General features: G+C 66.4%; 14 protein-coding genes, 1 tRNA gene and 3 pseudogenes. 13 read left to right on the forward strand and 5 right to left on the reverse strand.

What is annotated here, in order from left to right:
* Positions 1-617: 617 nt before the first annotated feature.
* From ACICHK_RS34710 to ACICHK_RS34720, 3 genes and pseudogenes are all read left to right on the forward strand, one after another.
* A complete protein-coding gene (locus ACICHK_RS34710; protein WP_406840007.1) occupies positions 618-932 on the forward strand; it encodes a hypothetical protein in 315 nt (104 codons plus the stop codon).
* A 73-nt stretch (positions 933-1,005) separates the two neighbouring features.
* A pseudogene (locus ACICHK_RS34715) lies at positions 1,006-2,003 on the forward strand (IS5 family transposase).
* A 79-nt stretch (positions 2,004-2,082) separates the two neighbouring features.
* Positions 2,083-2,934, forward strand: a complete 852-nt coding sequence (locus tag ACICHK_RS34720) for a DUF4253 domain-containing protein (RefSeq protein WP_406840008.1) — start codon at positions 2,083-2,085, stop codon at positions 2,932-2,934.
* Between the two features lie 203 nt (positions 2,935-3,137).
* On the opposite strand, the gene ACICHK_RS34725 is transcribed toward ACICHK_RS34720, so the two are convergent.
* On the reverse strand, positions 3,138-3,278 hold the full coding sequence (locus ACICHK_RS34725) for a hypothetical protein (protein ID WP_406840009.1): 141 nt from the start codon (positions 3,276-3,278) through the stop codon (positions 3,138-3,140).
* A gap of 106 nt (positions 3,279-3,384) precedes the next feature.
* On the opposite strand from ACICHK_RS34725, the pseudogene ACICHK_RS34730 reads away from it, so the two are divergent.
* Together ACICHK_RS34730 and ACICHK_RS34735 are read left to right on the forward strand one after the other, a co-directional pair.
* Positions 3,385-3,546: pseudogene (locus ACICHK_RS34730) on the forward strand (conjugal transfer protein TraS); the annotation flags it as partial.
* A pseudogene (locus ACICHK_RS34735) lies at positions 3,542-3,973 on the forward strand (tyrosine-type recombinase/integrase); the annotation flags it as partial. The pseudogenes ACICHK_RS34730 and ACICHK_RS34735, both read left to right, overlap by 5 nt.
* A gap of 55 nt (positions 3,974-4,028) precedes the next feature.
* Here the strand turns inward: ACICHK_RS34735 and ACICHK_RS34740 are convergent.
* The 3 genes from ACICHK_RS34740 to ACICHK_RS34750 form a co-directional block, all read right to left on the reverse strand.
* Positions 4,029-4,102: transfer RNA gene (locus ACICHK_RS34740), tRNA-Val, on the reverse strand.
* A gap of 212 nt (positions 4,103-4,314) precedes the next feature.
* A complete protein-coding gene (locus ACICHK_RS34745; protein WP_406840010.1) occupies positions 4,315-4,620 on the reverse strand; it encodes a hypothetical protein in 306 nt (101 codons plus the stop codon).
* Between the two features lie 233 nt (positions 4,621-4,853).
* Positions 4,854-5,594 (reverse strand): GAF and ANTAR domain-containing protein, encoded by a 741-nt coding sequence (locus ACICHK_RS34750; protein WP_406840011.1) that lies wholly within the window; start codon positions 5,592-5,594, stop codon positions 4,854-4,856.
* A 265-nt stretch (positions 5,595-5,859) separates the two neighbouring features.
* Here ACICHK_RS34750 and ACICHK_RS34755 point away from each other — a divergent pair, with 265 nt between their 5' ends.
* The 7 genes from ACICHK_RS34755 to ACICHK_RS34785 all read left to right on the forward strand — a co-directional run bounded on the left by ACICHK_RS34755 (position 5,860) and on the right by ACICHK_RS34785 (position 9,723).
* Positions 5,860-6,084: a hypothetical protein gene (locus ACICHK_RS34755; protein ID WP_406840012.1), complete on the forward strand. Its 225-nt coding sequence runs from the start codon at positions 5,860-5,862 to the stop codon at positions 6,082-6,084.
* Between the two features lie 352 nt (positions 6,085-6,436).
* Positions 6,437-6,580 (forward strand): hypothetical protein, encoded by a 144-nt coding sequence (locus tag ACICHK_RS34760; RefSeq protein WP_406841464.1) that lies wholly within the window; start codon positions 6,437-6,439, stop codon positions 6,578-6,580.
* A gap of 9 nt (positions 6,581-6,589) precedes the next feature.
* Positions 6,590-6,736: a hypothetical protein gene (locus tag ACICHK_RS34765; RefSeq protein WP_402258013.1), complete on the forward strand. Its 147-nt coding sequence runs from the start codon at positions 6,590-6,592 to the stop codon at positions 6,734-6,736.
* A gap of 36 nt (positions 6,737-6,772) precedes the next feature.
* Entirely contained in the window at positions 6,773-7,165 is a 393-nt protein-coding gene (locus ACICHK_RS34770) for a peptidoglycan-binding protein (protein WP_225860375.1), read from the forward strand.
* Between the two features lie 166 nt (positions 7,166-7,331).
* Positions 7,332-8,191, forward strand: a protein-coding gene (locus ACICHK_RS34775; protein ID WP_406840013.1) for an IS5 family transposase whose coding sequence is annotated in 2 segments (ribosomal slippage) — positions 7,332-7,692 and positions 7,692-8,191 — 861 coding nt in all. Because the reading frame shifts where the segments join, the coding sequence is not laid out codon by codon here.
* 293 nt (positions 8,192-8,484) lie between these two features.
* On the forward strand, positions 8,485-9,042 hold the full coding sequence (locus ACICHK_RS34780) for a hypothetical protein (RefSeq protein ID WP_406840014.1): 558 nt from the start codon (positions 8,485-8,487) through the stop codon (positions 9,040-9,042).
* A 546-nt stretch (positions 9,043-9,588) separates the two neighbouring features.
* Positions 9,589-9,723: a hypothetical protein gene (locus tag ACICHK_RS34785; RefSeq protein WP_406840015.1), complete on the forward strand. Its 135-nt coding sequence runs from the start codon at positions 9,589-9,591 to the stop codon at positions 9,721-9,723.
* Positions 9,724-10,680: 957 nt separating this feature from the next.
* Here ACICHK_RS34785 and ACICHK_RS34790 read toward each other — a convergent pair.
* Positions 10,681-11,364 carry a hypothetical protein gene (locus tag ACICHK_RS34790; protein WP_406840016.1) on the reverse strand — a complete coding sequence of 228 codons (684 nt, stop codon included), beginning with the start codon at positions 11,362-11,364 and terminating at the stop codon, positions 10,681-10,683.
* A gap of 1,293 nt (positions 11,365-12,657) precedes the next feature.
* Between ACICHK_RS34790 and ACICHK_RS34795 the strand changes: the two genes are divergently transcribed.
* Positions 12,658-13,059, forward strand: coding sequence for a DUF4234 domain-containing protein (locus tag ACICHK_RS34795; protein WP_225860447.1), 402 nt, complete (start codon positions 12,658-12,660; stop codon positions 13,057-13,059).
* The last annotated feature ends 21 nt before the right edge of the window (positions 13,060-13,080 follow it).

A 13,080-nucleotide genomic window follows, 5' to 3' on the forward strand; every position in this document is an offset into this window, starting at 1 on the left:
GGTTCTCACCTGCGCCGATGGTCCACAGACGTTCGCGGACGTCCGCCGGTGTTCGTCGGCGTTGTCACGCAGCTAGACACTCACCCAGGTTCGCTGGGTGGGATCACCAGCTGATCTCTCAACGCCGCGTGTGCACGCTCGACCTCGCCCAGGTACTGCTCCAAGCGAAAGCGAACCTCCTCGACGACCCTCCCTTCGAGGCCCGGGTACATCAGGTCGGACCAGACAACCCTCTCGCCCCGGAGCCGGACCCGGATGGTCGGCCTGCCTGGCCCCGGCATCGCGGCGATCACGTCCGGGTGGCTGCTCCCCAACGCCCGACCGAGGAACGCGCGCCCTCGTCAGCACGGCTAGGGGGCGCTGCTGATGGCCCTCGGCTCATGCTTGGCGGGAGGCGCCATCGAGCTGTTCACCGATCCAATCCCGGGACTGCTGCCGGTGTTTCTCGGTGTCCGGGTGATCCGATCGAGCCGACACCCAGAAGCCGCCGTGCTGCCGGACCTGGGCAAGCTGTAGCCCGGGACCGCGTATAAAGCAGGCGATGCGTGGACGCGCGGCGCGAGGGGTGACATGATCACGCGGCTGTCCGGCATGGATCCGGCGCGCAGGGAGGAAGCATGCTCGTCTACTTCGCGATACCCGTTGCTCTGGCGGCGTTGGTGACCGCCGGCGGCGGCATCGCGGCGCTCACTCGCGGCTGGGTGCTTCCGAGGGTTCGGCCGGTGATCGAGCGCCCTCGCGTCTACGGCTGGGGGGTGCTGCTGCTCGCCCTCGGCATGTGTTTGCTGGCGGTCAGCATGATGGTGTTCACCGACATGATGCTGACGGCGGGAAGAACGATTGCCGTCGCGATCATGTTCGTCGGTTCCCAGGTGGTTCTGAAGAGCCGACGTCCTAGAGTCGCCGATCCGCAGGTCCTGAGCGGGTCCTAGGGCGTGTATCGAGTTGTGATCAATCTGCGGGGTTCGCTCTCGCGGCGGGGTCTGGTCCGGTAGACCTTCTTGTGTGACGCGAGGGCAACTGACGGACGCAGAGTGGGAGTTCATCGGGCCGTACCTGCCGATCGGCGAGTACGGCCCGTACCCCGAGCGGCTGCGGCAGCAGTTCGAGGGTGTGATCTGGCGGTTTCGGACCAGCGGGCAGTGGCGGGAGATGCCACAGGAGTTCGGCGCCTGGTCGACCGTGCACAACCGCTTCCGGCAGTGGCGTGACGCCGGCGTCTTCGAGGCCCTGCTGGAGGGCCTGATCGCGGAAGCGGCGAAGCGGGGCGAGGTGGACCTGTCCCTGGTCAGTATCGACTCCACCACCGTGCGGGGACACCACGATGCCGCCGGGATGCACCTGGGCGAGGACGTCGTCACCGCCCTGGAGAAGGCGGCTGCCGAGGAGGAGAAGGCCAGGTCAAAGGGGGCAGCCTCGAAGAACAAAGCGGGCAGGACGCCGATCCCGAAAGGCAGGAGCGGCGACGCGTCCGGCGTCGGCGAAGAGTCCGCCTGAAGGCCGCTCTCCTGGGACGTTCCAGGGGCGGGCAGACCAGCAAGGTCCATCTGGCCGCCGACCGCAAGTGCCGCCCGCTGGCGTTCGTGCTGACCGCGGGCCAGGCTGCGGACAGTCCACAGTTCATCCCGGTGCTCAGGAAGTTACGGGTCCGCGGCCCCGCCGGCCGCCCCCGCACCCGGCCGGACGCGGTTGCCGGGGACAAGGCCTATTCGTCCCGCGGCAACCGGGCCCACCTGCGCAAGCGCGGCATCAAGGCAGTGATCCCGGAGAAGAGGGACCAGGCCTCCAACCGGAAGAAGAAGGGGTCCAGGGGCGGTCGGCCCGTCAGCCACGACGCCGCCCTCTACAAGGAGAGGAACACCGTCGAGCGCCTGATCAACAAGCTCAAGGCCTGGCGAGGCATCGCCACCCGATACGACAAGACCCCGGACAGCTACCTGGCCGGCCTCCACCTCCGAGCCTCGATGATCTGGATCAAAGACCTCACCCGAACCACCAATTGATCACGACTCGATACGCGCCCTAGAGCGTGTCTCTTTATCGGGTGCGTGGTGAGTGAGCGGATCGTAGGGTCCAGACATCATGAACACGTTCCTCCACCAGCCGCGCCTTGCTGCGGACGATCTGTTTTCCGCTCTACGGATGCTCTTTCCCCGGACGCAGCCGATGCGGTCCACCACAACTGCAGGCGTCGAGGTGGTGAGCGTGCTTGTGGCGTCGGACAGGGTGCGTGACGTATGGGGTGAGTGGCGCGGGAAGCACGGTGAGACCGGCTGGTGGCCCTACGTCAGCGAGATGTCACCGGAGGGTCTGACCAGTGGTGGCCGTCTCCACGAGGGCGTGGACGCTGCGTTCCTGGAGAACATGGTGGCCGAGGTCGTGTGCCGGGACCACGATGCGCGCGCGGCATCCATCGTGCTGTCGAGTTTCCTATGGATCAGGGGCTCCGCCTGTCTGGAGGAAGGGGAGCTCGAGGAATGGCTTGACGAATATGACCCCGATCGCCTGGCACCGCGGTTGAGTCCTGCGATCGCGGAGCCGCTGCCAGGGGTGTCACGCTGGGTCCCCGAAGATCGGAACGCCTTGTACTGGAGGGATCAGTGGTGGCTCCACTTCGTTCCGGCGCGAGGAGGCTACGAGGTACCCGTCATGCTGCCCGGTCTCATCATGACGGGCAACGGCAGCACCCACTACCTCCACCCAGCCGACGATGCGGCGCTGCTCAGACGCTGGCATGAGCAGTGGGGGGCCGAACTCTTCTTCGCCTCGGGCCCACGCCTGGAACTCGTCGTCGACAGGCCGCCCTTGGGCCCCCGGTCCGCCGCACAGGCCGCCACGGAACTGACGGGCTACTGCGAGGACACCGTGGATGACGCTCGGGTCGCCGGCGACGGCATGGCCCGTTCGACGGTGTGGTCCCTGTGGTGGGACTGAACCACGCCGTCATCGTCAGCGTCGGGCCCAGATGAAGACGGCGGCGAGGTGGAGTGCGGCCCGGTAGGCCATGGCGAGTTTGCCTGTCCGCATGGCCAGGCCGCGCCACTGCTTGAGCCGATTGATACAACGTTCGACCGTGTTGCGCTGCTCGTAGGCCTCGGCATCGAACGTGGGCGGTCGACCGCCGGCCCGGTTCTTTATCAGTGAACGATCGTGCCGCCCAGCGCGAAGAACAACATGACCAGAGCCATCATGAGCACGAACGGCACGATGATGATCAGCAGCGTGATCCCTAGGACGCGCAGCAGGCTGGTTACTGCCCTGGTGAGTGCGTCCTGCATCGGATCTTGATTAGTCATGAGCCCCCTGGCCGCACTGTACAGCGGAGGTCGGTGGAGCGGCTTTGGGCGGGAGCTGCCGGGCCTCTGAACTGGTGCCCTGGCAGGATTCGAAGTCGCCACCCGCAAGGACGAGGAACGGCGCGACGAGATGGTCACCCAGCTCATCCGCCTCGCCCAGCTCGGCCGCGCCGCCGGGATCTACCTGGAGGTCTGCGGGCAGCGCTTCGGCGCCGAACTCGGCAAGGGCGCGACCATGCTCCGGGCCCAAGGGGCGACGTCGTCGGCAGGTGCTTCCGCTGCCAGCCATGTGCGTGGCACCTCTGTGGTACCAGCGGATGCGCCGGGCCGCGATGCGCGAGCGGGCGGGTGATCGCTGGGAGGACAGTGACTACGTCTTCACCACGCGTACGGGGCGGCCGATCGAGCCGCGCAACGTGTACCGCTCCTTCACCCGGGGCGCCGGGAACGCGGGGTTGCGGGTCATCCGGCTGCACGACGCCCGGCACGGCTGCGCGACCCTGCTCACCGCGGCCGGCGTGGCGCCCCGCGTCGTGATGGAGATCCTGGGGCACAGCCAGATCGCCGTGACGATGAACGTCTACGCGCACGTCGTCCAGGACACCCAACGCGAGGCTGTCAGTCACATGGATCGGCTGCTCACGCGGCGGCTGCAGCGTGAGCAGCGACTGCACTGATGTCAGATCTGGATGTCAAAGGCCCCCAGCCATGATCGGCTGGGGGCCTTTTTCCTGGTGGGCGCGGACGGTTTCGAACCGCCGACATCCGCCTTGTAAGGGCGGACGTGTCCGGTGGTGAAGGCGCCCAGGTCAGTCCGGCTGTAGCGGCAGTCCAAGCGAACGGCGCATCTCGACCGCGGCAAGCCGTCGTTGACCGTGGTTGACCGCACGATGTGGCACGGCTGTGGCACGGCGACCGTTTCCTCCCGGAGTAACAAGGGCTGTTCCTATTGCGGTGCCCTGTGAGTGCCCGTGGTTCACCGTTGTTCCCCGCTCTTTCGGGCACGCTGTGGGCATGCTTACAGCCGCTTTGCCCGGTAGATCATGCGGCCGTACGACCTCAGCGCCGTCATGTCCGGCTCGCCCACATGGATGGTGGCCTCAATCAGTGGATGGTCTTCGGAGAGCACATCCAGCTCAAAGATCGCGTCATCGACATCTTCCTCAAGCTCGGGACTCTGTCGGCGGGCCCAGAAGGTGAGCACCACTTTTTCTTCCTCGACACGCACAGCCACGGCTACTACGTCTGCAGAGATCAACCCCAGCATGGCCTGCACCGCCAACGCGGTGATCTCGTTTTCGCGCTCCAGGGTGACAGCCTTCATGGTCCAGATGATGCCCCAGACAGACCGCGGGCGGGTACGTAGGTTGGCGGAGTCCCAATGGCTCAAGTCAGCGGTCCGCAGTTGACGGGCCGACGCGTCCGCGACCCTCTCGATGCGAACTATGGACATGCTGGTCGCTGAGGTTTGTCGGGTATGTCAGTTGCTCGCTTAGGGCCGGTGACGGTCGGGGGTGGGTGCGGTGGTTGCTGTACTTCGCTGCTGTACAGCAGGCCCTAGCTCCGGTGGTCGCCGTGGTCGTGGAACGGATGTTCGCCAGGCGGGATCCGCGGGACGCCACACGAGTCGCACACCTGGCGGGCGACCTCACGAAGCTTGACGTTGGTCTCTTGGGAGTAACGACGCAACACGTCAAACGCTTGTTCTTCGGTGAGGTCGTGGCGGCCCATGAGGATGCCCATGGCCTCGCCGATGGCGTGGCGGGTGCCGATGGCATGCTCCATCTGGGCATGGGTGCGGGCGCTCGAAAACGCGATCGCCGCATGGGAGGCAAGCAGCAGGCCGGCCTGTTCGCTGTCATCGGTGAACGAGCCGGTCTTGCGTGAGTAGAAGTTCAGCGCCCCGAATTCCTCGGCATCGGTGAACAGCAGGAATCCCATCATGCTTCCCACGCCCAGCTCGAAGGCCCGCGGGGCGAAGAGCGGCCAGCGCGACCCCTCCTCGGTGAGGTCAGCGATCCGAAAGACCCGCTCCCCCTGCGCGCTGTGAGCCGTGTCGAAGCACGGGCCTTGCCCCAGCTCCGCCTGGAGTCGATCGCTGTCGACCACCAGAGGGTCGGTGGGAGCGAGGGTTTCCACCTCGTGGTCATGCAGCACGAGGATGCCCGCCGCATCGCAGCCCTCGACCAGCTCCACGGCTGATTCCGTGATCCGCCGCAGGGTGGCATCGAACGAATCCTGCGCCAGGAGGTCCCGTGCCATCGCCGCCAGCTTCTGCCCGAACTGTCCCCAGTCCACTTCGTCCTCCGCTTCGCATCAGGTCAGGCAAAACTGATACCCGCGGTTGACAGACTCACAGCCGGATTGCCAATAAGTGCAGGTGACAGCGCCGCGAGGAGGCTGCACCCGCGCTACGTGCCAGTGAGCCCTCCGACAGAGATTCGAACAAGCGTATGGACTTGGAGGGTCCCGGTACCTGCTATTCCATACAAGCACCCCGGATCGTCGCTCGCAGAGTGGCCTCTTGCCAGCAAGGGGCGCACCGGGGGTGAAGGATGGGGGTATGGCGGATCATCTGCGCTCCGAGGATGGCTGGCTGATCCTTGATGATCAGCAGATTGCCGTGGAGGTCGACCTGGGTCTGTTCCTGCCTGTCACGGGATCGTGGGGCGGCGTGCTGTGCAATCTTCCGCCAGGGCTGGCAGGTGCCATAAGGGGTATGGGTTCGCTTGCGTCTGGAGAACGGCCAGGTGCGCCGGATCCGTCTTCTGGCCGGCCCCCACGATGAAACCTCTGTGTCCTTCGTTGGTGAAGGAGCCGCACCGTTCTGAACTGCTGACCGTGCCTGCGTTCGGTCGAGGCTCCTGGCTCGTCGCAGAATTGCCCTAGCGCGTGTCTCTTTGGTCGGTAAGTCAGTTGATCGGATATGCCTGTCCGATTAGTGATCACTGATGCGATGTGGGACCGGTTCGAGCCGTTGATGTCGGCTGATCCGGTCCGTGGCCGGCGGACCCGGCCCTGCCGCGGCGTGGCACTGCCTTCACAGACAACGCGCGGTGTTGGTGTGTTGTTGGTGGCACCGGTGATGATCGATCCATGCGAACCCGAGAAGCTTCAAGTCCGAGGTCGTCAAGGGTGCCGTGGCTGCCGCCGTGACCGCCGCCGCGCTGCACAACATCAACTACTGGCTCGTCACATCCGGTCCAGACGCACCGAGGGTCGCCGAGAACTCCGACTTCGGTCCCGCCGTCCAGGCGGCCATCAGGAGTTCCAGGGCGAGTTGAGGCTGACGCATGACGGCGCCGCCGGCCCCGAGGACCGGCACCACGATCATGTCGCACGGTGACCCGTACTACACCGGCTCCAACATGCCCAACGACGCCTGGCACCAGGGAGCCAAGTCCGCCCACTGCTACAACTACCCGTCCCGCACCTCGTAGTCGCACGTGCGGGCGCAACTGAGAAAGTCAGAGAAATTGCTTTTCACGAAGAAGGCGGCCGCCGCGAGGCGCATCGTCACGGTCGCCGCGCTCGCCTGCGCGACCTCCCTCGCCTGCGGCACTCCCGGGCACGCCACCTCGGGTGCGCCCTACATCCGCTACGGAGCCCAGGGGGAGAACGTCAAGTGTGTGCAGCGAGCGGTCAAATGGGCCGGCATGGGAACCGTCGGTGACCTCGTGAAGGTCGACGGTGTGTGGGGTCCGCGAACGCAGGACGCGGTCGTGGAGTTCCAGCAGCGCAGCCAGATCTCCGCTGACGGCATCGTCGGCCGGGAGACCGGCCAGCGCATGTGGAACGTCATCACCGCCGAGAGCGAGGGATTCGACTACTGCTTCAAGCTCCTGCCGACGATGACCGTCTGGCCCTGAGTGCACCGTTGGCGATCGGCGCCGACGGTCGCCGGATCCGATCGCGACGGAGACCTTTCGTGGTGCCGGAGACGCCGAGTCTCCGGCACCACGGGGGTCTTTGTGTCCCTGTCCACCGTCATGCCCTAGCGCGTGTCTCTTTGGTCGGTAAGTCAGTTGATCGGATATGCCTGTCCGATTAGTGATCACTGATGCGATGTGGGGCCGGATCGAGCCGCTGATGCCGGCGGATCCGGTCCGCGGACGGCGTTGGGCCGACCACCGCCGCACTCTTGAGGCCATCGCGTGGAAGTACCGGACCAACTCACCCTGGCGGGACCTCCCAGGGGAACTCGGCTCGTTCCAGACCGCGCGCAAGCGGCTGATCAGGTGGGCCGTCGACGGCACGTGGGAGAAGATCTTCGCTGCCGTCCTCGCGGCAGCGGATGCCGCCGACGACATCGGCTGGAACGTGTCGGTCGACTCCACCGCCGTCCGGGCCCACCAGTACGCCGCCGGAGCACTCAAAAGGGGGCCGCAGGGCCGAATGAGCCGGCCGATCACGCGCTCGGACGCTCCCGCGGCGGGCTGAGCACCAAGATCCACCTGGCCGCGGACAGTCACGCGCGACCCCTGGCTCTGGCCGTCACAGCCGGCCAGGCCGGTGACGCGCCCGCCTTCGAGACGGTCATGGCCCGCATCCGGGTGCCGAGAACCGGCCCCGGCCGCCCCCGAACCCGCCCCACCGTGGTCCTGGCCGACCGCGCGTATTCATCCCGAGCGATCCGCGGCCATTTGCGCCGCCGACAGATCCGCTCGGTCATCCCACAGCCGTCCGACCAGGTCGGCCACCGTCTGCGGCGGGGCCGCCGAGGCGGACGCCCACCCGGCTTCGATGCGGATGCCTACAAGCAGCGCAACACCGTCGAGCGGTGCATCAACCGCCTCAAACAGTGGCGCGGCCTGGCCACACGAACCGACAAACTCGCGATCGCCTACCAGGCCGCACTCCACCTCGCCGCCATCCTCATCTGGGCACGACGCTAACCAAAGAGACAGAACCTAGCGGCCTCATCCTTATCAGGTCGATCACAGAGCGCTGTCGACAGCGGTCAACCAGCTTGGTGCTTGGGGCGAGCCTCCGCCAAGACTCGGCGCAGACCGCCGTTGTTCGCGCTCGTTGGTGTCAGTCGCTGATGTCAGCCCACTGCGACGGCCTTCTGTCCCGGGTTCTCTCGGGCTGGCCTCTGACAGTCCCGGCCGACGAGGGCCCGGTTTCATATCCGAGGCGCGTGGAAACTGGGGTGCTCCGGCCGTGCGCCGCTGCGAAACTGGCCGCCGTGACGCGACCTGAACTCTCCGAACTCGACCACCTGCGAGAAATAGAACGGCTCGCCGGCGTGATCGCGGGCGCCGCCTCGGCCGAGGGCTGGCTCTCGTATCAACCCGAAGCAGGCGACGCGACGCCCCTGCAGCGGGCGGTGAACGCGCTGGCCCGGGGGCTTCGCCACTACCACTTCCCCGGGGACGGCTGCCTCGACGATGAGGCGGATCGCCCCGAGCTGAAGCTCGCGGGCGTGGTGATTCTGCGTCCCGGGTCGATGCCGGATGGCATGGAGGAGACCTATGAGGAGGCGTGCGCCCGTCTCGGGGTCGAGGCCCGGCCCGAGGGGTGGGCCCTGTGGAACACGTGGGGCGACGGGAAGCTCCAGGTGACGATGGTCGTCTCCGCGGTCGACACCACCGAGGGCCTGCTCGCGAACTGGTCGCGGGGCAAGGCCATCTATCCGCTGACGCCAGTGCCGTCCCAGATCGCTCTCATCCACCACGGCTGGGCTGCCCATATGGTCTTCTCCCCGTTCGGGGTGAAGAAGCTCGGGCTCGGCGGACAACCGTGACATCGCGTCACCTCGACCACCTATCCTCCGCCCCGGCTCGGCTGGTGCTCGGCTTTCACTGCTGCGCAAACCCCTCTTGCTCAACCCACCACAGTCCCCAGCTCCCATCCCGTCTGCCGTCGACTCACACACCGTGGAGCGGGCGTGGTTCAGGGCGTCAAGGTGGAGCGCCCTGCCGGACGAACGACCTGGACGCCCTGGGCCGCGACTGCTCGGCTCTGCCTGGGTCGACGGCAGACGGGATGGGAGCACCCCGCGCACGCCACACTCGGTCGGCACCCGCGAACGGCGCCCCCGCCATCTCGGAGCCTGAGCGCCCCCGTCGGAGGCTGCTTTGAAGCTGCCGCAGTATGCGGTGATCGACTCATGGCCTCGGCCCTATCCACACGTGGGCGCGCGTCGGCGCAGCCGGGGCGGAGCGGGCCGAAGGCAGGAGCGGCGCCCGCAGCGGAGCCGGGAGCGCGCCCGGCGGAGCGGAGCGCGGCCGGCACGGTCATGGTCTGCCGCCAGGTCGTGGCCCTGGGCCGCCCGTACGCAGGTCGGACCGTGACCGTGCACGTCTCGGACTCCACGTTCACCGTCGAGCTGGACGGCCAGATCCGGGTGATCCGCCGCACGACCGACGTCCCGGTCCGTAACGTGAAAGCGAACAAGCCCCACGGGGCTTCCCATGTTGTCTAGGCCCACCGTCAAGCATCACCTGGGACCAGAACGTCAGGCATCAGCTGGGATCCGACATCGTGATCGTGCGGCAGACCCAATCGGCTCATGGATGAACTGACCGAGCAGTGGGAGGAGTCGTTGGCGGCGCGGTCCGCCGTGCACTCGCGGTCACCGGTGCGCGCACTTGATGTCTTGTTGAGAGCGCGCCAGGGGGAAGCCCGGGGAGTGGGATTCCTTGATCCACTCCCCGTTCACTCCCCAGGGGCCCCGAGAAACGAGTCAGGGCCGGTTCTCCGTGAAGGAAGACCGGCCCTGACCTGGTGTTTCAGCTGTCGGGGTGGCGGGATTTGAACCCACGGCCTCTTCGTCCCGAAGCAACTTGGGCGGGAGTGCTGCCTTGGGCCGGTGTGGTTCTCACCTGCGCCGAGGGTCCACAGACGTCCGCGCTCGTTCGCCGTTGTTCGTCGGCGTTGTCACGCAGTTAGACACTCACCCCGCGCCTCCAGCTCATTTCTTGCGGCGCTTGCTCGCCCTTTTCTTCAGCTCGGCTTGACCGCGCTTGGTCCAGTCACCTTGGTGGAGGTGGCAGCGCGATGTGCCCTTCACTGTCTTGTTCTGGCAACGACGGCTGGCCGCCGTTGGCCAACCACACTTCCCTTGCTTCCACTCGCCCACCGTCAACCCCCGGTAGTCCAGCTCCCTCTGCCGACAACCAGCGTGCGCGGCGGTGCAGACGTAGGGGAGGGCGCATGGCAGGTGGTATCCGGGCCCACGCGCACGCGGGCAGTACGCCCGGCGCATCTCCTCGATGCGCATGCTTTCCAACTGTGTTGGAGGAGCTGTGGGCTGTGTACAGGGGCGTTCACCTGCGTTCATCGGCGCCTGGGCTTCCGGTGGCCTTCGGGCTTTGGTTCTGTCTGAACGACCGCGATCGGGCTGGATGAGACGGAAACCGCGAGGCGGCCGAACACGGTTCTAGGCTGCCTCCCAGCTGAAGCGGCCCTCCAGGCGGTCGGGGCTGAGATAGGCGAATCCGTTGCCGTACGCGAAGTTCAGGAAGTACGGTCCGTCGTCCTCCATTCCGCCGAGGCAGAAGAAGAAGCGCCACGGCGCCTCCACCCCGGCCCGGTCCGGATAGACGGGCTTGCCTCCCAGGTAGTCGCGGACATCGACCGTGCTGTCCTCTTCCAGGTTGCGTTCCACCGTCTCCGGGACGGCCGTGGTCTGGATCCGGAACTGGACGGATACCTGCTCCTCGTCGGGACCGAACCGCCAAAGGGAACGCCCCTTCGTCCCGGCCGGCCCGATGGTGGCGAACTCGGGGACCCGGCCGCCGGGTTGGACGAGCAGGACGGCCTCGCCGTCTTCCGGGTCCGTCCCGCCGGTCTCATAGTCGTCGTAGGACAGGAAGAGATACGCCATGCGCCGCTCCTGGCCCGGTTCCGCGGGGATGGGGAACTGTCCGATGAAGTCCAGTGGCTCCGCGGTGCTGGGGTGCACCGGCCAGCAGGGCCCATCCAGCCATACGGGCTCACCGCCCAGTTTGGCGACGGGCTCGGTGATGGGCTCCTCGGCAGGGTGGAACGTCATCTCCAACCGGGGGAGGTACCCGGCGTCGTACGGGCCTTCGGCCTCCTCGACCGGGCGTGGCAGCAGCATGCCCGGACTGTAGTCGTCGGCTCCGACGAACCGGGTCACCAGCCGAGCCCGCAGTCGAGGGCGTCTCAGCTTGGGAAGCTGAGGGTATCTAGGGGTGGTTAGGGCGCTGGCCTGGGCGAATGCCTGGAGCTAGGGCTCATCTGTTTTGACCGCATTCACCGTGACTCCCTGCTGTTCCCCGCTCTATCTGGTGCACCAGTGGTGCGGTCTGCTTCAGCACGGAGCTCGGGTACTAGCTCGATGACATCCGCCCAGACACGGTCGGTCCACGGGTTGCCCTCCACGCCCAGGCGTGCTGCAACGACGTCGTCAAGGAAGTGCGCCCGAGCAATCTCGATCGCCTCGTCGGGCTACCACAGCGAGTCGCACTCAGTGCACAACAAGAAGAAGGCTCCATCGGCTTTGAAGCGATACCGATGAACCCAGTACGGCTCACAGCGTGGACAGACGCGCTTGACTGACATGACCAGAAGGTACCTCGGCATGAAGCGCACGCTTTCCAACTGCGGTGGTGGGGCCGAAGGCCTCGGACGGGTCTGTTCACCTGCGTTCATGTGCGGCCGGACGCGTGCTCCGCCTCCGCGATCGGTCTCGTCTGAACGGTCGGCTTCGCAACGGCCTTCGGGTAACAGAGCACCGGTCGTCAGCCAAGTGCCGCGGTAGGCTCGAACCTACGACAACCGCTTTAGGAGTTCGCTCCAACTAGACCTTGGCCGGGCCCAGCTGCGCACAGAAGTGCCGTCTGCAGCCGCTCAATACCGCAACCGTCTGTGGTCGTTGATGTCAGCGTTGGATGTCACCGAAACAACTGCGGCACCGGGCAGATCTCCAGGGGGTCGCCCGGCCGATCCGCCCAGCTCCACCAGACGTGCCGACTGGCACACCTCCACAGCGCTCGGCAGGTCCGCCGGCCGTCGTCCTCTCGCTTGGAGAGCACGAGGCCGCCGGATTTCATGAGCTGACTGCACTCGGGACAGGCAGGGGCGTCGCTAGTCATGCGCCGCACCCTAACCGAGCGACCTCTTCGTCCCGAGGCAAGTCGGGCGGGGGTGCTGCCTCGGGCTGGTGTGCCCCTCGCCTGTGCTGATGGGCCGCAGGCGTTCGCGCTCGTCCGCCGTTGTTCGTCGGCGTTGTCACGCAGATAGATACTCACCCCTCTGGTCCAGGGCGAGGGTGCCTTGTGGCGGGGTCCCGAACGAGGCCCGTCTCGTGGCCGTCAGGGGTGCCTGCCTCACGCGCACGACGCGCGCGTGGCGGCTGGTCGTGATGCACTGGGTTTATGGGAGGTGCGTCATGTCAGGTCGCGCTGGCAAGACCCGCAACATCTTTCTCGTTTGGCTGATCTGGCCGCTGATTACGCTGGGTATCTATCACCTGGTCTGGTATTACAAAGTGAATCGCGAAGCTCGGGATTTTGATCAGCGGATCGAGGTCAATCCGGTGTTGGCCCTTTTGGCTATCACCGTCGGCTGGCTGGTGATTGTTCCCCCCTTCGTGTCGGTCTACAACACCGGTCTGCGCATTGCCCGTATGCAGCAGTCGGCCGGGATGCAGCGGAACTGCAATCCCTGGATCGGACTCATCCTTTCCATCGTGGCCGGCCTGTACTCGCTCTACTACCAGAACGAGTTGAACCAGATCTGGGCTCGCTACCAGATCCCGGAAGAGGGCGAGCAGGTTCCTCTTGCAGCCTGACGTGTGCCGTGTCGCGGCTCC

Source organism: Streptomyces sp. AHU1, from assembly GCF_045343905.1.
Classification (GTDB): Bacteria; Actinomycetota; Actinomycetes; order Streptomycetales; family Streptomycetaceae; genus Streptomyces; species Streptomyces triticiradicis.

Coding starts and splice junctions, on each gene's coding strand:
- ACICHK_RS34710 (WP_406840007.1), top strand. CDS start 618: ATGCTCGTCTACTTCGCGATACCCGTTGCTCTGGCGGCGTTGGTGACC.
- ACICHK_RS34720 (WP_406840008.1), top strand. CDS start 2,083: ATGAACACGTTCCTCCACCAGCCGCGCCTTGCTGCGGACGATCTGTTT.
- ACICHK_RS34725 (WP_406840009.1), bottom strand. CDS start 3,278: ATGCAGGACGCACTCACCAGGGCAGTAACCAGCCTGCTGCGCGTCCTA.
- ACICHK_RS34745 (WP_406840010.1), bottom strand. CDS start 4,620: ATGAAGGCTGTCACCCTGGAGCGCGAAAACGAGATCACCGCGTTGGCG.
- ACICHK_RS34755 (WP_406840012.1), top strand. CDS start 5,860: ATGGCGGATCATCTGCGCTCCGAGGATGGCTGGCTGATCCTTGATGAT.
- ACICHK_RS34765 (WP_402258013.1), top strand. CDS start 6,590: ATGACGGCGCCGCCGGCCCCGAGGACCGGCACCACGATCATGTCGCAC.
- ACICHK_RS34790 (WP_406840016.1), bottom strand. CDS start 11,364: ATGCTGCTGCCACGCCCGGTCGAGGAGGCCGAAGGCCCGTACGACGCC.
- ACICHK_RS34795 (WP_225860447.1), top strand. CDS start 12,658: ATGTCAGGTCGCGCTGGCAAGACCCGCAACATCTTTCTCGTTTGGCTG.